This window comes from Streptomyces sp. NPDC052910 (genome assembly GCF_055585605.1).
Genome location: NZ_JBVJJR010000001.1, coordinates 634,576 through 661,053, shown reverse-complemented (window position 1 = coordinate 661,053; position 26,478 = coordinate 634,576). Strand labels below are relative to the sequence as shown.

At 75.6% G+C, this 26,478-nt stretch carries 14 protein-coding genes and 1 pseudogene; 6 read left to right on the top strand and 9 right to left on the bottom strand.

Translation table 11 applies throughout. The features are described from left to right. Positions 1–306: 306 nt before the first annotated feature. Complete coding sequence (locus tag ACZ6X9_RS02800; protein ID WP_469776630.1) at positions 307–732, bottom strand: carboxymuconolactone decarboxylase family protein; 426 nt, start codon at positions 730–732, stop codon at positions 307–309. Between the two features lie 74 nt (positions 733–806). Here ACZ6X9_RS02800 and pdxR point away from each other — a divergent pair, with 74 nt between their 5' ends. Next, positions 807–2,279 (top strand): MocR-like pyridoxine biosynthesis transcription factor PdxR, encoded by a 1,473-nt coding sequence (gene pdxR, locus ACZ6X9_RS02795; protein ID WP_469776103.1) that lies wholly within the window; start codon positions 807–809, stop codon positions 2,277–2,279. A 120-nt stretch (positions 2,280–2,399) separates the two neighbouring features. On the opposite strand, the gene ACZ6X9_RS02790 is transcribed toward pdxR, so the two are convergent. The 7 genes from ACZ6X9_RS02790 to ACZ6X9_RS02760 form a co-directional block, all read right to left on the bottom strand. Continuing rightward, the gene (locus ACZ6X9_RS02790; protein ID WP_469776102.1) at positions 2,400–3,947 is read right to left on the bottom strand and encodes an alpha/beta hydrolase; all 1,548 of its coding nucleotides are present in this window, start codon (positions 3,945–3,947) and stop codon (positions 2,400–2,402) included. A gap of 197 nt (positions 3,948–4,144) precedes the next feature. Next, positions 4,145–4,453 (bottom strand): hypothetical protein, encoded by a 309-nt coding sequence (locus ACZ6X9_RS02785; RefSeq protein WP_469776101.1) that lies wholly within the window; start codon positions 4,451–4,453, stop codon positions 4,145–4,147. Positions 4,454–4,613: 160 nt separating this feature from the next. Then, complete coding sequence (locus ACZ6X9_RS02780; RefSeq protein ID WP_469776100.1) at positions 4,614–6,170, bottom strand: alpha/beta hydrolase; 1,557 nt, start codon at positions 6,168–6,170, stop codon at positions 4,614–4,616. A gap of 423 nt (positions 6,171–6,593) precedes the next feature. After that, entirely contained in the window at positions 6,594–8,675 is a 2,082-nt protein-coding gene (locus ACZ6X9_RS02775; protein ID WP_469776099.1) for an ABC transporter permease, read from the bottom strand. A gap of 15 nt (positions 8,676–8,690) precedes the next feature. Further along, positions 8,691–9,473, bottom strand: a complete 783-nt coding sequence (modA, locus tag ACZ6X9_RS02770) for a molybdate ABC transporter substrate-binding protein (protein WP_469776098.1) — start codon at positions 9,471–9,473, stop codon at positions 8,691–8,693. A 129-nt stretch (positions 9,474–9,602) separates the two neighbouring features. Further along, a complete protein-coding gene (locus tag ACZ6X9_RS02765; protein ID WP_469776097.1) occupies positions 9,603–9,998 on the bottom strand; it encodes a TOBE domain-containing protein in 396 nt (131 codons plus the stop codon). Positions 9,999–10,110: 112 nt separating this feature from the next. Then, on the bottom strand, positions 10,111–10,992 hold the full coding sequence (locus ACZ6X9_RS02760) for a helix-turn-helix domain-containing protein (RefSeq protein ID WP_469776096.1): 882 nt from the start codon (positions 10,990–10,992) through the stop codon (positions 10,111–10,113). A gap of 392 nt (positions 10,993–11,384) precedes the next feature. Between ACZ6X9_RS02760 and ACZ6X9_RS02755 the strand changes: the two genes are divergently transcribed. Beyond that, the gene (locus ACZ6X9_RS02755; RefSeq protein WP_469776095.1) at positions 11,385–12,833 is read left to right on the top strand and encodes an MFS transporter; all 1,449 of its coding nucleotides are present in this window, start codon (positions 11,385–11,387) and stop codon (positions 12,831–12,833) included. A 155-nt stretch (positions 12,834–12,988) separates the two neighbouring features. Here ACZ6X9_RS02755 and ACZ6X9_RS02750 read toward each other — a convergent pair whose 3' ends face one another. Beyond that, positions 12,989–15,763: a flippase-like domain-containing protein gene (locus tag ACZ6X9_RS02750; protein WP_469776094.1), complete on the bottom strand. Its 2,775-nt coding sequence runs from the start codon at positions 15,761–15,763 to the stop codon at positions 12,989–12,991. A gap of 176 nt (positions 15,764–15,939) precedes the next feature. On the opposite strand from ACZ6X9_RS02750, the pseudogene ACZ6X9_RS02745 reads away from it, so the two are divergent. The 4 genes and pseudogenes from ACZ6X9_RS02745 to ACZ6X9_RS02730 all read left to right on the top strand — a co-directional run. Further along, positions 15,940–16,359 (top strand): annotated as a pseudogene (locus tag ACZ6X9_RS02745) (MGMT family protein); the annotation flags it as partial. A 654-nt stretch (positions 16,360–17,013) separates the two neighbouring features. Continuing rightward, the gene (locus tag ACZ6X9_RS02740) at positions 17,014–20,676 is read left to right on the top strand and encodes a UvrD-helicase domain-containing protein (protein ID WP_469776629.1); all 3,663 of its coding nucleotides are present in this window, start codon (positions 17,014–17,016) and stop codon (positions 20,674–20,676) included. A gap of 349 nt (positions 20,677–21,025) precedes the next feature. Beyond that, positions 21,026–24,961, top strand: coding sequence for an ATP-dependent helicase (locus ACZ6X9_RS02735; RefSeq protein WP_469776093.1), 3,936 nt, complete (start codon positions 21,026–21,028; stop codon positions 24,959–24,961). A 48-nt stretch (positions 24,962–25,009) separates the two neighbouring features. Beyond that, positions 25,010–26,425: a dipeptidase gene (locus ACZ6X9_RS02730; protein ID WP_469776092.1), complete on the top strand. Its 1,416-nt coding sequence runs from the start codon at positions 25,010–25,012 to the stop codon at positions 26,423–26,425. Positions 26,426–26,478 lie beyond the last annotated feature (53 nt).

Sequence of the window (26,478 nt, the reverse complement as noted above, 5' to 3'; positions counted from 1 at the left end):
AGCGTGAAGCGTGAGGCCGCGGTCGGTCCACGGCATGTCCGTGGGGCCGGCGGCTTGACCGCCAAGCCGCCGGGCCGGGCCGGTACCAGACGGCGGTCGGAATGGCCGGTGGCGACCGTGACCAGGGGTGTGGAGGCCGCGGTGGCAGCTCTGGGAGGCCGCCATGAGCCCGGCCGTGCCCACGGACCTTCCTGGCCCCCGCCGACCGGGGTGAGCGGGCCCACCGGGAGCAGCTCGGAGGTCATGACGGCGCCGGCCGTCCTTTCGGGGGCGGGAGCGGGATGGGCTGTCGTCCGGCGGAGGGGGTTATGCGGTTCCGGGGGTCTTGCGGGTGGTGACGTTCATCCGGTTCCAGACGTTGACCGTGAAGACGAGCGCGATGAGCTGCGCAAGTTCCTGTTCCTCGAAGTGCCGGGCGGCCTCGTCGTACACGGCGTCCGGCACCCCGTCGGGCAGCCGGGTGATCGCCTCGGTCAGGGCGAGGGCGGCGCGCTCCCGGGCCGTGTAGAGGCTGGACTCCTCCCAGCCGTCGAGCTGGTAGATGCGGTTCTCGCTCTCGCCCGCCTTGCGGGCGTCGCCTGTGTGGTACTCGATGCAGTACGCGCATCGGTTGATCTGTGAGGCGCGGATCTGGACGAGTTCGAGCAGCACCGGGTCGAGGCCCTGGCGGGCGGCGGCGTCCAGGGCGAGGACGGCTTTGTAGACCTTGGGGGCGACGGTGCCGAAGTTCATGCGCTGGGGAATCGTTACTGGGGTCATGTCAGGGACACTAGAAGCCGATTAGACCACCGGTATGGTGCATTTTCATGGCGAATCTTTGGGGCAATGCCGTCGAGTCACCGGCAGCGCCCGAATCGGGGGCGGCAGCGCACGGACCTGGGGCGGCAGCGCCCGAATCGGGGGCGGGGGCCGACTTTCATCTGGAACTTCCCGGAGAGGGCACCCTGCGCGAGCAGGTGATGCGCGCCCTCCGTGACGCCGTCGGCTCCGGCCGTCTGGCCCCCGGCGCTCGCCTGCCTCCCTACCGAAGCCTCGCGAGGGACCTCGGCATCGCCCTCAACACCGTCGGGGAGGCTTACGGCGAACTGGTCGCGGAGGGCTGGCTCACGGCCCGCCAGGGGTCGGGCACGTACGTCGCCCGGCGCAGCACGCCGTTGCCGCCGGACCGCTCGCGGCCCTCGGTCCCGCGGGCCCGGCGCCCCGCCTACGACCTGATGCCGACCTCACCGGACGCCGCCGCGTTTCCCCGGGCGGCCTGGCAGACCTCGGCACGGCGCGCGCTGAACGCGGCGCCCAACGACGCGTTCGGCGTCGGCGATCCGCAAGGCCGCCTCGAACTGCGCGTCGCGCTCACGGAGTACCTGGCCAGGGCCCGCGGCGTGCGTACCGCACCCCACCGGATCGTCATCTGCGCGGGATTCGCCCACGCCCTGAGCCTGCTCGGCCGCGTCCTCCAGGGTGAGGTGGCGGTCGAGTCGTACGGACTGGACTTCCACCGGTCGCTGCTGGCCGAAGCCGGGCGGCCGACCGTCCCGCTGACCGTGGACGGACGGGGGGCCGTGATCGACGAGCTGCCGGCGACGGGCGCGCGGGCGGTCCTGCTCACCCCCGCCCACCAGTTCCCGACGGGGGGACCGCTGCATCCCGCGCGCAGAGCCGCCGTGGTCGACTGGGCGCGGGCGCACGGGGGGCTGGTGATCGAGGACGACTACGACGGCGAGTTCCGCTACGACCGTCAACCGGTCGGCGCCGTGCAGGGCCTGGACCCGGACCGCGTCGTCTACGTGGGGTCGGCCGGCAAGAGCCTTTCGCCCGCGCTCCGCATCGGCTGGATGGCGGTGCCGGACCATCTGGTGGACGACATCCTCGCGGCCAAGGGCACCCGCGAGCTGTGGACCGGAGTCACGGACCAGCTCACCCTCGCCGACTTCGTCACCTGTGGCGCCTACGACCGGCACCTGCGCCGGATGCGGCTGAAGTACCGGCGGCGACGCGACCGGCTCGTCGCCGCCCTGCGGGCACGGGCCCCTCACATCGGGGTCGGCGGTATCGCCGCCGGGCTGCACGCCGTCCTCGACCTTCCGCCGGGCACCGAGCCGGCCGCGGTACGGGCGGCGTCCCGCCAGGGCCTCGCCCTCGCCGGCCTCGCTCCCTACCGCCATCCCGACAGCGGCATGCCGCCACGTGACGGCCTCGTCATCGGGTACGGCACCCCGCCGGATCATGCCTTCGAGGGCGCCTTGGAGGCCCTGTGCCTGGCCCTGCCGGATCCGGAGTGAGGCCCACCGCGGTGCGGGAGCATCGCCCCGCTGCCGCCGGCGGCCGGTCGGGTTTGCCGGCGGGCCGGTCGGTTTCCGAGAACACGTCGTCGTCCTTTCCCGCTTTCCCAAGAGCCGTGTCTAAGAGCACGTCGTTCCCTCCTTCGGCACCTTCCCCTCGAGCAGGTAGCCGTCGACCAGGCGCGTCATGCAGGCGTTGCCGCTGTTGTACGCGCCGTGGCCCTCGCCGCGGTAAGTGACGTTGACGCCGACGCCCTTGCCGAGGCGTTCGGTCATGGTGCGGGCGCCCTCGTAGGGGGTGGCGGGGTCCCCGGTGTTGCCGATGACGACGATGGGAGCGGAGCCGTCGGCGCGGACGTCCGGGGTTTTCCAGGCGCCCTTGACGGGCCAGTCGGTGCACTGGAGGAGAGCCCAGGCGGCGGACTCGCCGAAGACCGGGGAGGCGGCACGGAAGGCGGGGAGGCGGGCGGAGACGTCGTCCGCGGTATAGCGCTGTTGGGCGTCGGCGCAGGTGATGGCGCGGTTGGCGGCCTGGAGGTTGCTGTAGCGGCCGTCAGGGGAGCGGCCCGCCAGGGAGTCGGAGAGGAGCTGGAGAGTGGTGCCGGTGCCCTTGGTGCCGGCTTCGCGGAGGCCGGCGGTGAGGTACTTCCAGGTGTCCTCGGAGTAGAGGGCGGCGGCGATGCCGTTCACCGCCTGGTCCTGGGTGAGGGGGCGGCCCTTCTGCGCGGTGGGCAGGGGATGGGCGTCCAGGCGCTTCAGGAGGGCGGCGATGCTCTCCTGGGTGGGGCAGACGCTCGCCGCGGCGCCCTTGGCGCAGTCCTTGAGGTAGTCGCCGAGGGCCAGTTGGAAGCCCTTGGCCTGGGCCTGGGCTCCCTCGACGGGGTCCTGGGAGGGGTCGACGACGGCGTCGAGGACGGCCCGCCCGACGCGCTGGGGGAACAAGTGGGCGTAGACGCCGCCCAGTTCCGTCCCGTACGAGATGCCGAAGTAGTTCAGCTTGTCGTCGCCCAGGGCGGCGCGCAGCCGGTCCAGGTCGCGGGCGGCGTCGGTGGTGCCGACATGCGGGAGGACCTTGCCCGCGTTGCGCTCGCAGGCCTGGACGTAGCGCTTGTTCAGGGCGAGGGCCGCGGTGAGCTCGGCCGCGTCGTCGGGCGTCGCGTCCGTCGCCTCGGCGGCGTCCAGCTCACGGTCGTCCAGGCAGCGGACGCCCGCGCTCTCGCCGACGCCGCGCGGGTCGAAACTCACCAGGTCGTACCGGGCGCGCAGCCCGGCGTAGCTCTTGGCCAGCTCGGGGAGCGTCGCCACCCCGGAGCCGCCCGGGCCGCCGAAGTTGAAGACGAGCGAGCCGAGGCGGTGCTCGGTGTCGGTGGCCCGCGCCCGGATCAGGGCGAGGCCGATCGTCGGGCCGTCCGGTTTCGCGTAGTCCAGCGGCACGGGCAGGGTCGTGCACTCCCAGCCCTTGCCGGGGGCCTTGCCGCCGCCCTGGAGTGCCGTGGGCGCGGCGCAGGGCTTCCAGCCGCTCGGGGAGCCGGGGCGTGCCCCGTCCTTCCCGCTGTCGCCGCCGCGCCCGTCCCCGCTCCCGTCACCGGCGCCGCAGCCGGCGGCGGCGAGGACGAGCACGAGGGCGGCTCCTGCGAGGGCGAGGGCCCTCGGCCGTGATGGACTCATGGCACGACTGTACGGCCGGGGCCGGACGGCGCGGGGTGGAACACCCCCGACTTCAGGGGCGTTCCAGGGGCGCTCCGGGGGGCGTCTCAGGGGCGCGCCGCGCACGCTCCGCGCGCCTCGGGGCCGGCGCGGCGGGGCCTCTCGTCAGGGTCGGCGCGGCGCGGTCTCCGGTCAGGGCCTGCGCGGCGCGCCTCCGGTCAGGGTCTGCGGGGCGTGATCTCCGGCGGGATGGCGCGCACCGGCCGTTCGGACCCGGGTCCGAACCCCGGCCCGAAACCGTCCCGCGCCGGCACGGACGCCTCGCCCGAGGGCCGCGGCGTCGACGGGGTCGGTGGTACCGGGGTGCCGTCCGGCCCGACCAGCGGGGCGGACTGCGTCTGCCAGAGGGCCACCAGCGCGGCCAGTAAAGCCGTGACGGCCAGGGCGCCGGTGAACCGACGCGCGTGCCGGCCGGGCTCCGGATCCGGCGCCTGCCCAGGCCCCGGCCCCGAGGGCTCGTCCCGCATGCCACCCCCTCCTCTCGCCCGTGAACGGCCCGCCCGTGCGGGCGGCCCGTACCGCCCCCTCGGCGCAGGGCCTCCGCGACCCGTGTGCGGGTGATGGTAGTGCGGGCCACTGGCATTCGAGAGAGCGGAATTCGCCGTACGGTGTGATCTGCCATGCGTGCTATGAGCACACCGTGCCGCGCCCCGGCACAGTACCGTCAAGGAGGTAGGCGTCGACGGCCTTCTTGACACAGGAATTGCCGCTGTCGTAGGCCCCGTGGCCCTGCCCCCGGTACGTCATCTCGACGCCCACTCCGTCGCCCAGCGCTCGCGCCATCCTGTGCGCTCCCTCGTAAGGAGTGGCCGGGTCACCGGTGTTGCCGACCACGAGGACGGGTGCCGACCCGGCGGCGCTCACGTCGGGCGTCCGCCACTCGCCCTTCACCGGCCAGCCGGTGCACTGGGTCAGCCCCCAGGCCATGAACGCGCCGAACACCGGGGACGCCTTCCGGAACCGGGGCACCTGCTCGGCGATCTCGGCGGCCGTGTACCGCTGGGAGAAGTCCGCGCAGGTGATCGCCGTCAGCGAGGCCTGGAGGGAGCTGTAATGCCCGTCCTGGCCACGGCCGTTCATGGCGTCGCCGAGGGCCATCAGGATCTTCCCGTCACCGTTCTCGGCGTCCTCCAGGCCCTCGGTGAGGTAGTCCCAGAACTCCTTGGAGTACAGCGACTGGGCGATGCCGGTGGTCGCGAGCGACTGGGTGAGCCGCCGTCCCTCGCCGCCGGGCACCGGATGCTCGCCGAGCCGGTCCAGGAGGGACACGATCTGCTTCTCCGTCGGGCAGTTGTCGTGCGTCGCGGTGCACGCGGTGAGGTAGTTGCCGAGGGCGAGTTCGAAGCCCCGGGCCTGGGCGAGCGCGCTTTCCACGGGGTCGGTCGTGGGGTCGACGACCGCGTCGAACAGGGCCCGTCCCACCTTCTTCGGGAACAAGTGGGCGTACACACCGCCCAGTTCGGTGCCGTACGAGACGCCGAAGTAGTTGAGCTTCTCGTCCCCCAGGGCCTGGCGCATCAGGTCCATGTCCCGCGCGGCGTTGGCCGTCCCCACGTACGGGAGGACCTTCGCCGAATGCCGCCGGCACCCCTCCGCGTACTTCTCCACCCGTTCGACCAGTGCCTTCTGCTCGTCGGTGGTGCGCGGCGTCGAACCGGCCGAGTAGTACGCGTCGAGTTCCTTGTCGTCCAGGCAGGACACCCCGCCGCTGCGTCCCACGCCGCGCGGGTCGAAACTCACCAGGTCGTAGCGCCGGCGCAGGTCCCGGTAGTCCTCGGCGAAGGCCGGCAGGGTGGCCACGCCCGAGCCGCCCGGGCCGCCGAAGTTGAAGACCAGCGAGCCGATGCGGTGGGCGGGGTCCGTGGCCCGCGCGCGGATCAGCGCGATCCCCAGGGTGTCGCCGTCCGGGTGCGCGTGGTCGAGGGGCACGCGCAGGGTCGCGCACTCCCACTCGTCCCCCGGCGCCCGCGCCGGAACGCCTTCCTTGCTGCTCGGCGCCGGGCAGGACTTCCACTCCAGGGAGGGGCGGGACGGCGTGGCCGACCCGGGCGCACCCTGCGCCACGGCACCCTTGTCCCCGCCGGTGCACCCGGCGGCGGCCAGCATTCCGGCGGCGAGCAGGCACCCGGCCCGTACGCGTCTGGACACCGCTGCTCCCGGGGTCGGAGGGACGGACGCGTTCATCGTCCGGGCGGCGGACGGGAGTGCGCGCGCAGTGCGGGGCGTACGGGTGGAAACGGGGGCGCGTGGACGGACGAGTGCGTGGCGGGATGGGGGAGGGGTACGGGAAGGGGCTGAGTCCTGGCGGTGAGGATTTGGGGGTGAGGGAGGGGCTGGAGTGCGCCGGTGGGTCGCGGGGGAACGGGAGGGGGTCGGGCGGCGCCGCGTCCTGGTCGCGGGTGTCACCGACGGGCCGCGGCTCGAGTTCGGTATCCGTCCGCCCGTCCGCCCGTCCGCCCGTCCGCCCGTCCGCCCGTCCGCCCGTCCGCCCGCCCGTCCGTCCGCCCGCCCGTCCGCCCGTCCGCCCGTCCGCCCGTCCGTCCGCCCGCCCGTCCGCCCGTCCGCCCGTCCGCCCGTCCGCCCGCCCGCCCGTCGCTGTCGCGCCCCTCAGAGCGGGACGAACGTCACCGCAGCCGCTCGTACCCCCACCCACACCCGGGCGCCCTCCACCGGGCGGAGCTCAGCGGCTGCCGCCGGCGGGAGTTCGGCGACCGCGTCGGGCCCGTCGGCGCCGCCCGCGACCAGGACGCGGAGCCGCCCGCCCTGCGCGGAGACCTCCCGGACCGTGCCCGGCCACACGTTGCCGCCCTCCGGACCGCCCTCCGGACCACCCTCGCGACCGCCTCCAGGCCCGTTCCCCGGCCCGGCCCCCGCCGGGCGGGAGGCGTACAGCGTGACGGCCTCTGGGCCGGCCACGGCCAGGGCCGCCGTCACACCGTGCGGCGGGGCGACGGCGGCGGTCAGTTCGGTGCCGTCGTCCAGCCGCAGCCTGCCCTCGGCGGTGACCTTGCCCGGCCAGGCGTTGTGCCCCAGCATCCGGGCGACCCACGGCGAACGCGGGAACCGGGCCAGTTCGTCAGGTGCCGCGTACTGCACGACCTCGCCGTCCTCCAGGACGAGGACCCGGTCGGCGAGCGACACGGCCTCCACCGGGTCGTGGGTCACCAGCAGGCAGACGCCCCGGAAACCGGTGAGCCGGCGGCGCAGGGTCTGCCGTACGGACGCCTTGGCCGACTGGTCGAGCGCGGCCAGCGGCTCGTCCATCAGCAGCAGCCGGGGGCGCGCCGCCAGGGCGCGCGCCAGGGCCACGCGCTGGGCCTGTCCGCCGCTCAGCTCGTGCGGCCTGCGGTGGGCCAGCCGGCCGATGCCGAGCTCGTCCAGCCGGGCCCGCGCCTCGCGGCGGGCCTCGGCCCGGGGCACCCCCTGGGCGCGCAGGCCGTACGCGGTGTTGGCGAGCGCGGTGAGGTGCGGGAAGAGGGCGCCGTCCTGCGGCACCCAGGCGATCCGCCGGCGGTGCGCGGGCGCCGTCGACAGGTCCCCGCCGCCGAGGCGGAGCGGGTGCGCCGTGGCGCGTGTGGTGAGGCCGAGCAGGGCGCGCAGGAGCGTGGTCTTCCCGGCCCCGTTGGGCCCGATGACGGCCACCGTCGTGCCGGGCGGCACGTCCAGGACGGCACGGGTGGCGCCGGTGACGCGGGCGTACAGGGGGTACGCGACCGGGGCGGCACCGGCACCGGCGTCGGCACGGGGGCCCGCAGGGTCCGGACGGTGAGGGGCGGCGGCCGTCGCCTCCTTAGGAGGTGTGTCGTCAGGAGGGGTGTCGTCGACGGGTGCTTCCCGGCGCGGGCGCGTCGCCGCTCCGCCCCCCAGCCAGCGCCCCCGCAACGCGAGCAGCACCGCCGTCGCGATGGCGAGCAGCAGCAGCGAGACGGCGGTCGCACCCTCGGGATCGTCCTGGAGCAGCAGGTAGACCTGCAACGGCAGGGTCTGGGTCTCGCCCGGCAGGTTCCCGGCGAACGTGATCGTCGCGCCGAACTCGCCCAGGGCCCGCGCCCAGCACAGCGCCGCCCCCGCGAGCAGGCCGGGGGCCACCATGGGCACGGTGACGGTACGGAAGACCCGCAGCGGTGCCGCGCCGAGCGAGACGGCCGTCTCCTCGTACCGCGGATGCAGGCCGGCGAGGGCGCCCTCCAGGCTGATGACGAGGAACGGCATCGCCACGAACGCCGACGCGACGACCGCGCCCGCCGTCGAGAACGGCAGCGCGACCCCGAACCACGCCTCCAGCCACGGCCCGGCGACGCCCCGGCGCCCGTACCCCTGGAGCAGAGCCACCCCAGCAACCGTCGGCGGCAGCACCATCGGCAGCATCACCAGGCAGCGCACCAGCGCCTTCCCCGGGAAGTCGACCCGGGCGAGCAGCCAGGCCAGCGGTACGCCGAGGACGAGCGAGAGCAGCAGGGCCCAACCGGAGACCGTCAGCGAGAGGGCCAGCGCCTGCCGGACCTCGGGCGACCCGACGCGAGACGGGAGCGAACCCCACGGCGTCCGGGCGAGCACTCCCGCCAGCGGCACCAGCAGGAACACCACCGCGAGCCCGGCGGGTACGCCGAGCGCCAGGGGCGTACGCCCCCGGCCTCTCAGCCCTGCCGCCCGCTTCCCCGCCGCCGTCTTCCCTGCCGCCGTCCTCATTTCGTCGGCCCCGCCCTACGGCTGCTGGAACCCGGCCGCGCCCAGCAGGCGCCGCGCCTCGGGGGACCCCAGCCAGCGCACGAACTCGCCCGCCTCGCCGGCGTGCTTCGATCCCTTGAGCGTGGCGGCCGGGTAGGCGGCGACCGCGTTCTGCGCGTCCGGGACGGCGACCGTGGCCACCTTCCCCTTGGCGGCCGTGGCGTCGGTGACGTACACGATGCCGGCGTCCGCCTCCCCCAGCGAGACCTTGCTCAGGACGGCCCGCACGTTCGGCTCCTCGGAGACAGGCCGTACGGCCACGTGCTGCCGGTCCAGCACCTTCCTGCTGTACCGGCCCACGGGCACCTCGGGCGCCGCCAGCACCACCTTGAGGTCCTTCCTCGCCAGGTCGGCGAGGTCCTTGACGTGCTTCGGGTTGCCCTGAGCGGTGGCGATCGTCAGCCGGTTGCGCGCGATGACGACGGGCTTGCCCGTCTCCCCGGACAGCCCGTCCATCGTCTTGGTGTCCGCCGTCACCAGGGCGTCCGCCGGAACGCCCTGCCGTACCTGGGCGGCCAGTTCCTGCGAGCCCGCGAAGGAGAACGTCACCTTCGTCCCCGGGTGCGCCTTCTCGTAGGCGGCTCCCGCCTGCCGGAAGACGTCGGTGAGGGAGGCCGCCGCCAGCACGGTGAGGGCGGTGCCCTTCTTGCCGTCGCCGCCGGCGGACCCGCCGTCCGACGCGTCGTCACCGCAGGCCGTGGCCAGGGGCAGGAGAAGGACGGTGGCGAGGGCGGCGAGACGGACGGACGTGCGGCGCATCGGTTCTCCGTGGGTGTCGGGCGACGGGCGAAGAGGCGGTCGGACGTTGAAGGAAACTGAAGGCGACTGAAGGAAATCGAGAGAAGGGGCGCACAAGCGACTAAACCAGTCAGAATCGGCCGCTACCGGTCAGGCCAGGTCGACGTGCACATTGGTGGCCTTGACCCGGGCTACGGCCTCCATGCCCACGGCCAGCCCCAGTTCCTCCACGGCCTCACGCGTCAGCAGGGACACCAGGCGGTGCGGGCCCGCCTGGACCTCCACCTGGGCGGCGACGTCCCCGAGCTTCACCGCCGTGACGATCCCGGGGAAGGCGTTGCGGGCGCTGGAGTACACCTCCTCCCCGTCGTCGTTCGCCTCGGCGGCGAGCGCCACGGAGAACGCGGCGAGATCCGCCCCGTCGATCTCCCGCTTGCCGTGTTCGTCCCGGCGGGTGGGGATCCGACCGGCGTCCGCCCAACGGCGGACGGTGTCGGGGCTGACGCCGAGCAGCCGGGCCGCCCGGCCGATGGTGTAGGACCGCATGTGCGGCACGGTAGAGCCGCTGGGCGCGCAGGTGCAAGGCAAGAAGGTTTTTCCGCCCGGCACATGCGAGGAACGCGACGCGGGACCGGCTCCCTCCGCCTGGCCGCGACGGTCACGCCCGTCCCGCCGGCCGCGCCCCGCCCTCGGAGTCCAGCCGCAGCATGGCCGCCTCGTCCGCGCCGCCCGGCTCGGCCTGGTAGACGACGAGGCGCTGCCCGTCCGTCGCCGCGAGCGGCATGATCTCGTACGTGAGCGTCATCCTGCCCGCCGACGGGTGGTCGAGGGTCTTCGCGCCGCCGACCCGCTCCTTCACGTCGTACCGTTCCCACAACCGTGCGAACTCCGGCGACTTCAGCAACAGTTCGCCCACCAGCGCGGCGAGCCGAGGCGAGTCCGGATCGATCCCGGCAGCCGCCCGGAGGTGGGCCACCGAGAGGGCGACGGTCTCCTCCCAGGGCTGGTACAGGACGCGCCCCACCGGATGCAGGAAAAGGTACCGGGTCACGTTGCGCCGCTCCGGCGGCCAGTCCCAGAGACCGGGCATCAGCCGCCGCCCCGGCGGGTTGGCCGCCAGCATGTCGCTGTGCCGGCCCACCACGTACGCCGGGAGCGGGCGTAGCGCCTCCAGCATGCGCAGGACGGATTCGCGCACCGTCTCCCCGGTGCCGGACGCCCGCCCGGTGCCGGTACGCGGTTCGGGGACTCGCCCGGAGGCGAGTTCGGCCAGGTCGTGCAGCCGCTGGTGGGCGTCGCCACCCAGTCGCAGGGTGCGCGCGAGCGCGTCGATCACGCCGGGCGAAGGGTTGCGCTCCCGGCCGCGTTCGAGGCGGGTGTAGTAGTCGACGCTGACGCCGGCGAGGGTCGCCAGTTCCTCCCGCCGCAGGCCCGGCGTCCGGCGCAGTCCGGTGCCCGAAGGCAGCCCCACCTCCTCGGGGGTGATCCGCGCCCGTCGCGCCCTGAGGTATCTGCCCAGCTCGGTGCCGCTTTCCGTCATCCCGACATTGTCGCCGGGGGCCGTTCGCCGTGGGGGGCCGTGTCACGGCCGGGAACGGCACGGTCTCCCGTCGCGCGGAACGGGCGCACAGGATGGTCCCGTTGTGGGCGGCCGGCCCGCCGCGCTGCCGGGAGGCGCACGACGCTGTGCCCGGACGCGGCGCGAGCCGCCCGCACACAGCCGTCCCCCAGCGTCATCCGGCCGGGGGAGCGGTGGCGGCGCGTCCGCCGGATCGCTCGCACTCGCTCCGGCGGCCCGTACGCCGCGAACGGCGGGAAGGGCTACCGGAATCGAGCCCGCCCGTCGCGGCCGACGCGCGGTCCGGCCCCACCTGCCGCCGTGTTCCCCGTCCGTCTCCTCGCCCCTCCCTCACTCACCGAAAGCGACCCCGCATGCCGACCCCCGTGGACACCCAGCCACCCCGCCCCACGTCCCGCCCGGCACCCGCGACCACCGCGGAGCCGATGCCTCCGGCACCGCGCCGGCCCGCTTCCCCCGCTCTTACGCTGGCCGCCTCGCTGCTCGGCTTCGCCGTCATCACCATCGACGTCTCGGCGGTCAACATCGCGCTGCCCGCCATCCGCACGTCCCTCCACGGGGACATGTCCGGTCTGCAATGGGTCGTCGACGCGTACACGTTGATGTTCGCCGCCCTGATGATGTCGGCGGGCGCGCTCGCCGACCGTTCGGGGGCGCGGCGGGCGTACGTCTGGGGGACCGCCCTCTTCACTCTCGCCTCCCTCGGCTGCGCGCTGGCACCCGGGATCGGCCCGCTGATCGCGGCGCGCCTGGCGCAGGGCGGGGCGGCGGCCGTCCTCATGCCGGCCTCGCTCGCGCTGATCCGGCAGGCCTACGACGACGCCGGGCGCCGTGCGCGGGCCATCGCACTGTGGACGGTGGGCGGTTCGGTGTCCATGGCGGCAGGACCCGTGCTCGGCGGCTTCCTCGCCGAACAGGCGGGCTGGCGCGCCGTCTTCCTGCTCAACCTGCCGGTCGGGGCTGCGGTCTTGGCGCTGCTGGCCCGGACCGCGCCGTCCCCGCGCCGGCCGGCCCCCCTCGACCCGGCGGGCCAGGTCACCGCCGTCCTCACCCTCGCCGGCCTGACGTACGCGGTCATCGAGGGCGGCCACCGCGGCTGGGCGTCCGCTCCGGTGCTCGCCGCGCTGGCCGTCGCGGCCGGCTCCGCCGTCGCCTTCCGCGCCGTGGAGAAGCGGCACCGCGCGCCCATGGTCCCGCTGGGCATGCTGCGCGAACTCCGCGTGCGCGTTCCCCTGATGGTCGGTTTCACCGCCAACGCGGGCTTCTACGGCCTCGTCTTCCTCCTCGGGTTGTACTACCAGCAGGCTCGCGGCATGACGGCGACGCAGGCGGGGCTGATGTTCGTGCCGCTCGCGGCGGTCATCACCACCGCCAACCTCGTCTCTCCGCGCCTGGCGGAGCGCTTCGGCCGCCGCGCCGTCATCGTCGCGGGGCAGGCCGTGCTGGCCCTGGCGATGTTCGCTTTGCTGCCGTTGACGCCGGGGACGCCGGTCTGGCTGGTCCTCGTTCTCCTGGTGCCCGCGGGGGTGGGCGGCGCGCTCGCCGTCCCGGCGCTGACGGCGCTGCTCATCGACGCCGTTCCGGGGCACCGGGCGGGCACGGCGTCGGGCCTGTTCAACGCCGTCCGTCAGACCGGCGGCGCGCTGGCCGTCGCCGTGTTCGGCGCCCTGCTCGCGGACGGGGGCGCGGGGGAGGGATTCTCGGTCACGGGCATGCGGGAGAGCCTGGGGGTCGCGGGTGGGCTGCTGACTCTGACAACGGTGCTCACGGTGTGGCTGCTGCGACGGGAGCGAGTGGCGTGACCGGAGGGGTCACTCGGGTCGCGCCACCCTCCGCAGCCCGGCGCACCCCTCAGCCCGAACGCGTCACCGTTCCGTCCGGTGCCACCCCTCAGCCCGGACGCGCCTCCCACAACGTCGTCGCGCTGCCCTCGGTCCGTTCCACCGCCCCCCGTCCCTCAGATGGCGCCCTTGCGCGTGAGCTGGTTGAAGCAGAACCACCCCGGCAGCACCGGCAGCCAGAAGGTGAGCAGCCGGTACAGCAGCACGGCGGGGGTCGCGATGTCCGCCGGCAGTCCGGCGAGGGTCAGGGCGCCGATGAGGACGCCCTCGACGGCCCCGACCCCGCCGGGCGTGGGCGCGGCCGACCCCAGCGCGTTGCCGGCCAGGAAGATCACCGCGACGCTGGCGAAGCTCATGTCGCCGCCGAACGCCCGGATCGAGGTGTCGAGGCAGAACACGAAGGCGGCGGTCAGCAGCAGCATGCCGCCGATGCCGTTGACCAGTTTCCGCGGCCGCTGGAGCAGGTCCAGCATGCGCGGTACGACGCCGGCGAACAGCGACCGCACCCGGGTCGAGACGAACTTCCGCAGGAACGGGATGGCCGTCACCACCAGCACCAGCACCGCGGCCGTCAGCAGTCCGCCGATGACCGTACGGGACGGCGGCAGCGGCGACTCGGTCCGCTCGGTGCCGGTGATGTAGCCGAAGGTCAGCAGCAGCAGGATGTGCGCCGCCAGCCCGAACAGCTCGGACGCGCCGACGCTGGCCACCGCCAGCCCCGGGCGGATCCCGGCGCGTTGCAGGAAGCGGCTGTTCAGGGCGACGCCGCCGACCGCGGCCGGGGCCACGAGCTTGACGAACGAGCCCGCGACCTGCGCCATGACCGTCCGCAGGTACGGCACCTTCTCCGGGACGAAGCCCAGCAGCCGCATGGCCGCCGCGAAGTAGGACAGCGCGGAGAAGGCCGCGGCGACCGCCACCCAGCCCCAGTTGGCGTGCTCGACGATCTTGTCCAGCTCGACGTGCGACAACTGCGAGAGCAGGAAGTACGCGGCGATCGCGCCGGCGATGGAACTGATCAGCGTGCGCGGCCGGATGCGCTCCAGCCGGACCGGCTCTATCGGCGCCTGCGGCCGGATCAGCAGCACCTGACGGCGGATCTGGGCCAGCAGGTCCTCCTCGCGGGCCTCCTCGGCCGCGACGTCCAGCGCCTGCTTCTCCGCCTTCTTCTCGGCCTTGAGCGCCCGGCGGTCGTCCGCCGGCCCCGAGCCCTTCTCCGCCCGCTCCCGGGCCCGCTCCTCCTTGGCGATCCGGGACGCCTCCAGCACCGCGTCCCGTTCGCGCTGCGCGCGCTCGCGCGCGAGCCGGCGCAGGGTCGCCCGGCTGGCGCGGGTCAGGGCGATGGGCTGGAGCAGCGGCAGGCTGTCGGCGACCGCGTCCGGGCCGAGCACGGCGACGGCCGAGGCCACGGCCCGTTCGGCGCCGACGCGCAGGCCCAGTGTGGTGAGCAACTGCGCGACGTCCATCCGCAGCACCAGGTCGCCGGCGGCGATCTCACCGCCGCGCAGATCGGTCAGGACGACATTGCCGGAACGATCCACCAGGAGCGCGTCGCCATCGAGGCGCCGGTGCGCGATCCGGCGCGACTGCAGGGCGCGCACCTGCCGCCAGGCGCCGTCCACCAGCTCGTCGGTGATCTCCGCGTCCGGCAGCGTGTCCAGCGTCCGCCCGCCGACGTGCTCGTACACCAGCATCACGGCGTCCGGACCGAGCTCGCTGGTGGCGATCAGCTTGGGCGCGTTGGCGCCGGCGGCGATGGCCGCGTAGGCGAGCAGCGCCTCCTGTTCGAGGGCCTGGCGGAGCGACTGGAGGCTGCGCCGCTGGGTGATGCCGCGCAGCGCGAGCCGCTGCCACAGCCGGTAGAAGAAGCCCTGCGCCTGTTGCTCGCGGTCGACGACCGTGACGTCCAGCGGCGGGCCGTCCTCCAGGGTGACGACGTAGCGGCGCCCCCGGTCGTGCGCGGCGCCGGGGGACGGCTCGGCGTCCGGGGCCTCCTCCGTGCGCAGCGCGCTCACCGGCTTGAAGCCGACGCGCCGCAGGCCGTGCAGGAGGTGCTGGCCGGTGGGGCGGACGTTGGGGGAGCCGACGGCGTACAGGGTGCCGTAGGCGACGGTCCAGCCGATGAGGACCGTGGTGGCGATCGAGAACGGCGTCGAGTAGCCGTTGACCACCACCGCGAACGCGTCGAGCAGCAGTACCGCCCACATCGCGACCCGCCAGCGCGGGCGCCGCGACATCCCGACGGCCGTCATGTAGGCGATGACGGGGGCGAGGTAGCCGTGGACCGGATCGGTGAGCTCGTGGGTCGGCGTGATCCGGGTCAGCGCCTCCCGGATGGATTCCGGGGCGGCCTCGGCGACCCAGAGCGCGGCGCCGAGCGAGACGCCGTGCGCCAGTACGGCCGCGAGGACGCCGTCGGCGATGCGCAGGCCGTCCCGTTTGACCAGCCGTTCGACGGCGAACGCCACGGGGACGATGAAGATCGCGATGTTCGCCGTGAGGCCGGCGATGTTGGCCAGCGTCTGCGGGGCGTGCCCGGCGCTCTCCTTGATGTCACTGGCGAGGCCGGTGGTGGTGCCGTGCGCGAACGCGGCCAGGGCGAGGACGACGGCGATGCCGATGATGCCCAGCAGCATGCGCACCAGGTCGGCGGGGCGGTGGACGCGGGCGGGGAGCAGCGGCTCGTCGCCGGAGACCTTGTCGATGTGGACCTCGCCGTCCTTCGTGTCGCACGCGTACGACGAGCCGTTCCGGTCGTCCGGGGCGCCGGGGCGAGGCCCCTCGGTGTCCCCGCCGCTCCCGGGCAGCGCCTCGCGGGCGCCGGCCTCCTCAGGAGGTCCCGCGCCCTGCTCGTCGTCCGTGTCTTCCTGGTCTTCTCGTTCTCGTATCACCAGTCACCGCCCGGAAGATGGTGGCATGGCCCTGCCGGGCAAGGGTGTATCAGGGTGCATTTCGGGGGCGCGGACCTTGGATCGTACGCCCTGTAGTCCGATCCCGCACTCTGGGTGATCTTCCGGAATTCGGACCTCCGGACCGCGGCCCCGGGGCGCGCGGCGCCTGCGGCAGTATGGACCGGGTGACCGACGCATCGCCGCCCGGGCCGCGAGGACCGCACGGGCTCCCGGAGGACGCCGAGCGTCCCGCGCCCCCCGAACTCCCCGAGTACGCGGAGCGGGTCCTGTCCGTCGCCGAGATCATCCCGCCGGGCCGGGTGATGACCTACGGCGACATCGCCGAGTGGCTCGGCGAGGGCGGCCCGCGCCAGGTCGGCCGCGTGATGGCGCTGTACGGCGGTGCCGTGCCGTGGTGGCGCGTCGTCCGGTCGGACGGCGTCCTGCTCCCCGGCCGTGAGCGCGCGGCGCTCGGCCACTACCGCGAGGAGGGCACGCCCCTCCGGACGGCCGGGTCCGCCGCCGAAGGTCACGTCCCGCGGCTCGCGATGGCGCGGGCGCGGTGGGACGGGCGGCCGCTCGCGGAGGAGGGCGGGGAAGGGCGTGGCGGGGGTGAGGGCGACGCGGTCGAGGCAGGCGGGGCCGGGGCCGGGCCGGGAAGCCGTCCCGTGAGGGGGATACCGCAGGGGCCCGGAAGGACGGGTGGCGGCGGTGTGCCGGGTGTGAGCGGTGCTTCGCGGCCCGGTGAGGCGTCGGACACCGGTGATGCGTCGGACACCGGCGGTGCCTCGCGCTCCGGTGCCGCCTCGTCGTCCGGCGGGGCCCCGGGCTCCGGTGCCGGCTGGTCGTCCGGCGGTGCCGGGCCGTCCCACGCCGTCCCGCTGCCCGGTGGTGCCTCGCGCTCCGGCGCGAAGGGCACGCGCGGCGGCGCGTCGCGTGTGAAACGCGCCACCTGATCCACTCGTCCGCCGGGCAACCCGAACGGGTGAGGTGCCCGAACGGCCCCCACGCCCCCGGGGACGCCCTGCGCCCCACCCACCTCCTGGCGTAGCGTCGAGGGCCGCCCCACCCCCGCGCCCCGACGGCGCGTGGGAATCCGTACCCGACCCGCAGGACCGGCACCTCACGTGAGTTCCACCCGCCTTCCCGGCACTTCCGGCTCTTCCGGCGCTCCCGGCCCGCTCGTCTCGGCGCGCCCGCAGGACCCGGAGCGCCGACGGGCCCCCCGGCCCGCGCCGGGCGCGTACCGGCTGGTGCGCACGCCCCCGGGTCCCGTGGTCCCCCCGGAACCGGACGCGGGACAGCGCGCCGTGGTTGAGCACCGCGAGGGACCGCTGCTGGTCCTCGCCGGCCCGGGCACCGGCAAGACCACGACGCTCGTGGAGGCCGTCGCCGAGCGGGTGCGACGCGGCGCCGACCCGGAGCGGATGCTCGTCCTCACCTTCAGCCGCAAGGCCGCGGCCGAACTGCGCGACCGCGTCGCGGCCCGCCTGGGGGAGCGCGGGCTGGCGGCGCGCGCGCCGCAGGCCACCACCTTCCACTCCTACTGCTACGCCCTGGTCCGCGCCCACCGGGAAGCCGACCCGTTCGCCGAGCCGCTGCGGCTGCTGTCCGGCCCCGAGCAGGACGTCGCCGTCCGCGAACTGCTCGCCGGCCAGACCGAGCTGGAGCGCGAGGGCCGCGCCACCGTGCGCTGGCCGGACGACCTGCGCGCCTGCCTCACCACCCGCGGCTTCGCCGACGAGGTGCGCGCGGTCCTCGCCCGCAGCCGGGAACTGGGCCTGAGCCCGGAGTCGCTGGCGGCCTTCGCCGAACGGACCGGGCGCGGCGACTGGTCGGCGGCGGCGGCCTTCCTGGCCGAGTACCTCGACGTGCTCGACGCGCGCGGCGTCGTCGACTACGCGGAGCTGGTGCACCGCGCCGTGCTGCTGGCCGAGCGGCCGGAGGTCGCGGCGGACCTTGCCGGGCGGTACGACGCGGTGTTCGTCGACGAGTACCAGGACACCGACGCCGCCCAGGCGCGGCTGCTGCGCGCGCTGGCGGGCGGCGGGCGCACCCTGCTCGCGTTCGGCGACCCCGACCAGTCCATCTACGCCTTCCGCGGCGCCGACGTGGGCGGCATCCTCGACTTCCCGTCGGCCTTCCCGCGCCGCGACGGCTCGCCCGCCCCCGTCCGGGTCCTGACCACGTCCCGCCGCTCGGGCGCGGCCCTCCTCGCCGCCACCCGGCTCCTCACCCGGCGGATGCCCCTCACCCGCCTCCCGGCCGACGCCGTCCGCGCCCACCGCGACCTGACGGCCGTCCGCCCCGGCGGCCGCGTCGAGGCGTACACCTACCCGACACCCGGCGCCGAGACCGAGAACATCGCCGACATCCTCCGCCGCGCCCACCTGGAGGACGGCGTCCCCTGGGGCGCCATGGCCGTCCTCGTCCGCGCCGGCTCCCGCTCCCTCCCGTCCCTCCGCCGCGCCCTGACCTCCGCGGGCGTCCCGGTGGAGGTCGACGGCGACGACGTCCCCCTCCGCCACGAACCGGCGGTCGCCCCGCTGCTGACGGCGCTGCGGGTGGTGGCGGAGTGGGCGGCGGCGGAGACGTCGGCGCCGTGCGCGGACGACCTCGCGGGGCCCGGGGACGAGCCCGCCGGGCCCGGCGCGGCGCCGGAGCACGGCAGCACGGAGGTTTCCGACCCCTCGCCGGCCGCGGACGCGGCCACCGGAGGCGATTCCGCGCCGGAACCCGGCCGCCGTTCGGGGCCCGGTGCCGCGTCCGCCCCCGGCACGGCCGGCGCATACGCTTCCGCTCCGGAGCCCGGCCCTGTGCCCGGTTCCGCCGTCTTGTCGGGGCTCGCCCCCGAGCCTGGCCCCGAGCTCATCCCCGAGCTCACCCCCGAGCCCGGCCCCAACCCCGGCCCCGAGCCCACCCCCGACCCCGGCCTTGGGGGCGGCACCGGCGACGACGCCGAGGAAGAGCCCGCCCCCGCCCACCCCGCCGTCACAGGCGGCTCGAGCGGCGCGCTCACCCCCGAGACGGCCCTCACCCTCCTCACCTCCCCCCTCGGCGGCATGGACGGCACCGACCTGCGCCGCCTCGGGCGGGCCCTGCGGGAGGAGGAGCGGGCCGCGGGCCGTACCGCGCCGCGTCCCTCGGACGTTCTCCTCGCCGAGGCGCTCGCCGCGCCGGAGCGGCTGGTGGCGCACGATCCGGCGTACGCGCGGGGCGCGCAGCGCCTGGCCGCGCTGCTGGCCGCCGCCCGCGACCGGCTCCTGGCCGGCGGCACCGCCGAGGACGCGCTGTGGACGCTCTGGAACGGCACCCCCCGGCACCCCGCGCCCTGGCCGGACCGGTTGCGCCGCGCCGCGCACCGCGGCGGCGCGGCCGGCCGCAACGCGGACCGCGACCTCGACGCCGTGTGCGCCCTGTTCGAGACGGCGGCCCGCGCCGAGGAGCGCGTCGGCGGCCGGGACGTGCTCGGTTTCCTGGACGAGCTGGAGGCCCAGGACATCGCCGCCGACACCCTCACCCGCCGGGCCGTGCGCCCCGACGCCGTCCGCCTCATGACCGCGCACCGCTCCAAGGGCCTGGAATGGCGGCTCGTCGTCGTCGCGGGGGTGCAGGAGGGGCTCTGGCCCGACCTGCGTCGCCGCGGCTCGCTGCTGGAGGCGGACCGCATCGGCAGCGACGGTCTCGCCGAGCCCCTCCCGCCCGGCGCGCTGCTGGCCGAGGAGCGCCGGCTGTTCTACGTGGCCGCCACCCGTGCCCGTGAGCGCCTGGTGGTGACGGCGGTCAAGGCCGCCGCCGAGGACGGCGACCAGCCGTCCCGCTTCCTCAGCGAACTCGGCGTCGAACCGGTCGACGTCACCCAGCGCCCGCGCCGCCCCCTGGCCGTCGCCGCGCTCGTCGCCGAACTGCGGGCCACCACCGTGGACCCCACCGCCTCGGACGCGCTCCGGGCCGCCGCCGCCGACCGGCTCGCCCGGCTCGCCGGCCTGCGCGACGACGAGGACCGGCCGCTCGTCCCGGCCGCCGACCCCGACCGCTGGTGGGGCCTGTACGAGCCGACGCACAGCGCGGTGCCGCTCCGCGACCGGGACCAGCCGGTCGCCCTCTCCGGCTCGGCCGTCGGACAGCTCGTGGACACCTGCTCGCTCCAGTGGTTCCTGGGGCGTGAGGTGCGCGCCGAGGCGCCCGCAGGCGTGGCCCAGGGCTTCGGCAACGTCGTCCACGTCCTCGCCGACGAGGTCGCCTCCGGCCGCACCCCGGCCGACCTCGCCGTCCTCATGGAGCGCCTGGAGACCGTCTGGGACGCGCTCGCCTTCGACGCGCCCTGGAAGTCCCGGCAGGAGAAGGAGAACGCCCGGGCCGCCCTGGAGCGCTTCCTGCGCTGGCACGTCATGGAACGCGGCCGGACCCCCGTCGCCACCGAGCACCCCTTCGACGTCACCCTCACCGCGGGCGGCCGGCTCGTCCGGGTCCGCGGCTCCATGGACCGCGTGGAGCGGGACGCCGCCGGCCGCGCGTACGTCGTCGACTTCAAGACCGGCAAGACCGCGCCGACCGCCGCCGAGGTGGCCCGCCACCCCCAGCTCGCCGTCTACCAGCTCGCGGTCCGGCACGGCGCCGTCGACGACGTCTTCGACGGCGAGCGCCCCCGCCCCGGCGGCGCGGAACTCGTCCAGCTCCGGCAGGGCGCCACCAAGAAGGAGGGCGGCGACGCGCTGCCCAAGGTGCAGGCCCAGGAACCACCGCCCGGCGACGGCGAGGACGGCCCCGACTGGATCGGCGACCTCCTCGCCACCGCCGCCGGCCGCGTCCTGGACGAACGCTTCTCCCCCCGTCCCGGTGCCCACTGCGCCCACTGCGCCTTCCGCTCCTCCTGCTCGGCCCGCGCGGAGGGCCGCCAGATCGTCGAATAGACGGCCCGGAGGCCCGGCGTGGACGGGACGGGCGACGCGGCGACCGGAGGACGGACGGCGGACGCCGGGCGACGCCGGCCCCGCAGGGCGCCGGGTGAGCCGGCCACGGGCGGCCCGGACCCCGGACCGGACGTCGAGCACCCCTCCCGGGCGTGCGACCGGCCGGCTCGCCGCCCCGGCGCCCGGGGAGGCACCGCCCGGCGGTGGAGCCGGCTTCGGACAGAGGCACCGGGGCCGGGCGCCCGGTCCGAGCGGCGGCGCGCTCGCGCAAGATCGGAAAGACCGGTTTCGCAAAATCGGAAAGCCCGGTTTTGCGTGCTTGTCAGTGCCCCCGGTTACCGTTTCTGGCGTGACCCCGCGCCTGACCGACCCCGAGCAGCTCAAGGAGCTCCTCGGCATCCCCTTCACCCCGGAGCAGACGGCCTGCATCACCGCGCCGCCCGCCCCGCAGGTCATCGTGGCCGGGGCCGGGTCGGGCAAGACGACGGTGATGGCGGCCCGCGTGGTCTGGCTGGTCGGCACCGGGCAGGTGGCGCCCGAGCGCGTCCTCGGCCTCACCTTCACCAACAAGGCCGCGGGCGAGCTCGCCGAGCGCGTCCGCAAGGCGCTCGCCGCCGCCGGGGTGACGGCCGGCGAGGCCACGGACGAGGAAGGGCCCGGCGAGCCGCGGATCTCCACGTACCACGCGTTCGCCGGCCGCCTTCTGAAGGAGCACGGCCTCCGCATCGGCCTGGAGCCCACCGCCCGCCTCCTCGCCGACGCCACCCGCTACCAGCTCGCCGCCCGCGTCCTGCGCACCTCCCCGGGCCCGCACCCGGCCCTCACGCGCCCGTTCGGCGATCTCGTCGCCGACCTCCTCGCCCTCGACGCCGAGCTCGCCGAGCACCTGGTGGAGCCGGAGGAGCTGCTGGCCCATGACGAGGCCCTCCTGAAGGATCTCGACGGCGCCCGCCTCGGCAACGCCGATCTGCGCAAGGTCCCCGACGCCGCCCGCGCCCGGCGTGAGCTCACCGGCCTGGTCGCCGCGTACCGCACGGAGAAGCGCCGCCGCGACCTCCTCGACTTCGGCGACCAGATCGCCCTCTCCGCCGAGCTCGCCCGCACCCGCCCCGAGGTCGGCCGGATCCTGCGCGAGGAGTTCTCCGTCGTCCTCCTCGACGAGTACCAGGACACGTCCGTCGCACAGCGCCTGCTGCTCGCCGGCCTGTTCGGCGGCGGTACGGGCCACGCGGTCACCGCCGTCGGCGACCCCTGCCAGGCCATCTACGGCTGGCGCGGCGCCTCCGTCGCCAACCTGGACGAGTTCCCCCGCCACTTCCCGCACGCCGACGGCCGCCCCGCCGTCCGCCACTCCCTCGGCGAGAACCGGCGCAGCGGCGGCCGGCTCCTCCGCCTCGCCAACAGCCTGGCCGCGCCGCTGCGCGCCCTCCACGAGGGCGTGGAGGCACTGCGGCCCGCGCCCGGCGCCGAGCGGGACGGGTACGTCCGCTGCGCCCTGCTCCCCACCCAGGTCGAGGAGCTGGCCTGGCTCGCCGACTCCATCGCCCACCGGGTGCGCACCGGCACCCGCCCCGGCGACGTCGCCGTCCTCTGCCGCACGGCGGCCGACTTCGCCCGCATCCAGGAAGCGCTGGTCGACCGGGACGTCCCGGTCGAGGTCGTCGGCCTCTCCGGCCTGCTCCACCTGCCCGAGATCGCCGACCTCGTCGCCGTCTGCGAGGTGCTCCAGGACCCCACCGCGAACGCGGCGCTCGTCCGTCTGCTGACCGGCCCCCGCTGGCGCATCGGCCCCCGCGACCTCGCCCTCCTCGGCCGCCGCGCCCGCACCCTGGTCCCGTACGGCAGCGCCGGGACCGATCCCGAGCGGCGGCTCGCCGAGGCCGTGGAGGGCCGCGACCCCGCCGAGGTGATCTCCCTCGCCGACGCCCTCGACACCTTCCTCACCGGCGACGCGCCCGACGACGGCCTGCCCTTCTCCGCCGACGCCCGGATCCGCTTCGCCCGCCTCGCCACCGAGCTCCGCGATCTGCGCCGCTGCCTGGCCGACCCGCTGATGGACGTCCTGCACCGGGTGCTCGCCACCACCGGCCTGGAGGTCGAGCTCTCGGCCTCGCCGCACGCGCTGGCGGCCCGCCGCCGGGAGACCCTGAACCAGTTCCTGGACATCGCCGCGGGCTTCGCCGGCCTGGACGGCGACGCCGGCCTGCTCGCCTTCCTCGGTTTCCTGCGCACCGCCGTCCAGTACGAGAAGGGGCTCGACAGCTCCCTCCCCGGCGCCGAGAACACGGTCAAGGTCCTGACCGCCCACAAGTCCAAGGGCCTGGAGTGGGACGTCGTCGCCGTCCCCGGGCTCGTCGCCAAGACCTTCCCGAGCGAGCAGGCCAGGGACGCGTGGACCTCCCAGGCCCGGGTCCTCCCGTACGCCCTGCGCGGGGACGCCGACACCCTCCCCGAGGTCCCCGCCTGGGACGGCAAGGGCATCGCCGCCTTCAAGGCCGCGATGAAGGACCACCAGGCCACCGAGGAGCTCCGCCTCGGTTACGTCACCTTCACCCGCCCTCGCTCCCTGCTCCTCGGCTCCGGCCACTGGTGGGGCCCCGAGCAGAAGCGGCCCCGCGGCCCGTCCGCCTTCCTGCACGCCCTGCGCGAGCACTGCGAGGCCGGGCACGGCGAGGTCGAGGCGTGGGCCGAGCCCCCGGAGGAGGGCGACACCAACCCCGCCCTCGACACGGCCGGGACCGACCGCGCCTGGCCGCTTCCCCTGGACCCCGGCTCCCTCGCGTTGCGCCGCGAGGCGGCCGACGCCGTCCGCGCCCGCCTGGGCCGCCTCCCCGGCCCGGCCCCCGAGCCGGAGCCCGCCTACGACCCGGAGTGGCCGCCCCCGCCGGATGAGGAGGAGGCGGAGGAGGCGTACGCGGGGCGCCGCGACGTGCGCGGAGACGCCGTCCCGGCTCACACCGACCTGCCGCGGCACCCGGCGGCGTACGACGAGGCGTACGAGGACCCCGCCGCGTACGAGGACCTCACCGCGGACGAGGACGCCGCCGCCTTGGCGGGCTGGGACGCCCTGCCCACCACCCGTCCGACGCCGGCCGCATCCGACGGCGCCCGCGCCGGCGAAGAGACCGGCGGCCCCACGGCACCGGCGTCCCCCATGCCCCACTCGCCCCGGCGGCCGACACCCGCCGTTCCGGCCCCCCGGCACGAGCGGACGTCCGCCGGCCCGCACGAGCCCGCCGATCCGGCCGGCTCCTTCCCCCCTGACGGCTTCCCGTTCCGGAACGGCGACTCCGCCTCGGGCGAGTCGCCGGCTCCGGACGATGCCTCCGCCTCGGGTGAGCCCTCCGCCGTGCGCCGTTCCGCTGCCCGGGGCGGGCCGGCCGACGGGACGGGGGCCACCGCCTCCGCCGCCCCCGCCGACCCGGACGCGCGTCCGGCTCCGAACGACCCCCCGGCCCCCGGCGGAGCTCCCTCCCCGGCGCCGTCCACCCCGGGCGTCCTCGCCCGAAAGGCGGCGCCCCGCTCCGGCCTCAGCCCCGAGGAGAGCCGCCTGGTCGACTCCTGGGACCGCGACCTCGACGCGCTCGCGGGCGAGCTCCGCCGGGCCCGTGCGACGGTGCACGAGGTGCCGCTGCCGGCGTCCCTGACCGCGTCGCAGTTGGTCCGGCTCGCCGCCGACCCCGACGCGTTCGCGGGCGAGCTGGCCAGGCCGATGCCCCGCCCGCCGCGGCCCGCCGCCCGGCGCGGCACCCGCTTCCACGCCTGGGTCGAGTCCCGATTCGAGGCGCTGACCCTGCCGTTCCCGGGCCCGGACGGGCTCCCCGGCGGCGTGGACGGCGACGAGACGGACGAGGCCGACGAGACCGGGATCGCCGACGAGCGGGACCTGGCCGAGCTCAAGGCCGCGTTCGAGCGCACCCCGTATGCCCACCGCGTGCCGTACCGGGTGGAGGCGCCGTTCCGGATCACCCTGGCGGGCCGGGTGATCCGCGGCCGGATCGACGCGGTCTACCGGACCGAGGGGACCGCCGGCGGCACCGGCGCATCCGACGGCGCAGCCTACGAGATCGTCGACTGGAAGACCGGCCGGGACGGCACCGCCGACCCCCTCCAGCTCGCCGTCTACCGCCTCGCCTGGGCCGAGCGGCACGGCCTGCCGCCGTCGGCCGTCGCCGCCGCCTTCGTCCACGTCCGCGACGGTCGCGTGGTCCGCCCGACGGCGCTGCCGGACCGGGCCGGGCTGGAGAGGATCCTGCTCGGGGAGGGTGCCGGGGAGAGTGAGTGAGGCAAACCCGGTCCCGGTCACGGCCCGTGTCCGGCTAGGCTCGACGTCATGAGCGACACCCCGGACAGTGCCGTCCGCGCGTACATCCAGCAGCACCGCGCCGCCTTCCTCGACGACCTCGCCGAGTGGCTGCGCATCCCCTCCGTGTCGGCCGACCCCGGCCACGCGGCCGATGTGCGCCGCAGCGCGGACTGGCTGGCGGACCGGCTCAGGGCGACCGGTTTCCCGGTCGCCGAGGTCTGGGAGACCGACGGGGCCCCCGCCGTCTTCGCCGAGTGGCCCTCGGGCGACGAGGGCGCGCCGACGGTCCTGGTCTACGGCCACCACGACGTCCAGCCGGCCGCCAAGGAGGACGGCTGGCACACCGAGCCGTTCGAGCCGGTCGTCAAGGACGGCCGGATGTACGCCCGCGGTGCCGCCGACGACAAGGGCCAGGTGTTCTTCCACACCCTCGGGGTCCGCGCCCACCTGGCGGCCACCGGCCGGGCGGCCCCCGCCGTCAACCTCAAGCTGATCATCGAGGGCGAGGAGGAGTTCGGTTCGCCGAACTTCCCCGCTCTCCTCCGCGCGCACGCGGACCGCCTCGCCTGCGACGCCGTGATCGTCTCCGACACCGGCATGTGGGCCGAGGACACCCCGACCGTCTGCACCGGCCTGCGCGGCCTGGTGGAGTGCCAGATCGACCTGTACGGCCCGGACCAGGACATCCACTCCGGCGCGTTCGGCGGTGCCGTGCCCAACCCGGCCACCGAGGCCGCCCGGCTGGCCGCCGCGCTGCACGACGAGGACCGCCGCGTCGCGATCCCCGGCTTCTACGACGGCATCGTCGAACTCACCGACCGCGAGCGCGAGCTCTTCGCGGAGCTGCCCTTCGACGAGAAGCGCTGGACGCGCGGGGCGCACTCGCACGCCACCCTCGGCGAGGCCGGCTACAGCACGCTGGAGCGCGTCTGGGCTCGCCCGACGGCCGAGGTCAACGGCATCGGCGGCGGTTATCAGGGCCCCGGCGGCAAGACGATCGTCCCGTCCTCGGCGCGGTTGAAGCTCTCCTTCCGCCTGGTCGCGGGCCAGGACACCGACGCCGTCCAGCGGGCCGTACAAGAGTGGGTGGCCGCCCGCCTCCCGGCCGGCGTCCGCCACGAGCTCACGTTCACGGGCGCCACCCGCCCCTGCCTGACGCCGCTGGACCACCCCGCGCTCCAGGCCGTCGCCCGCGCCATGGGCCGGGCCTTCGGGCAGCGGGTCCGTTTCACCCGCGAGGGCGGCTCCGGCCCGGCCGCCGACCTCCAGGACGTCCTCGGCGTCCCCGTCCTGTTCCTCGGCATCTCCGTGCCCTCCGACGGCTGGCACGCGCCCAACGAGAAGGTCGAGCTCGACCTCCTCATGAAGGGCGTGGAGACCGCCGCCTACCTCTGGGACGACCTCGCCGCCGGCGACACGTCCTGGACGCGCCGCGCGGCCTGAACCGGGCGGGACCCGTGACGCACCACACGCACCACCGTCAGCACCACCAGGGG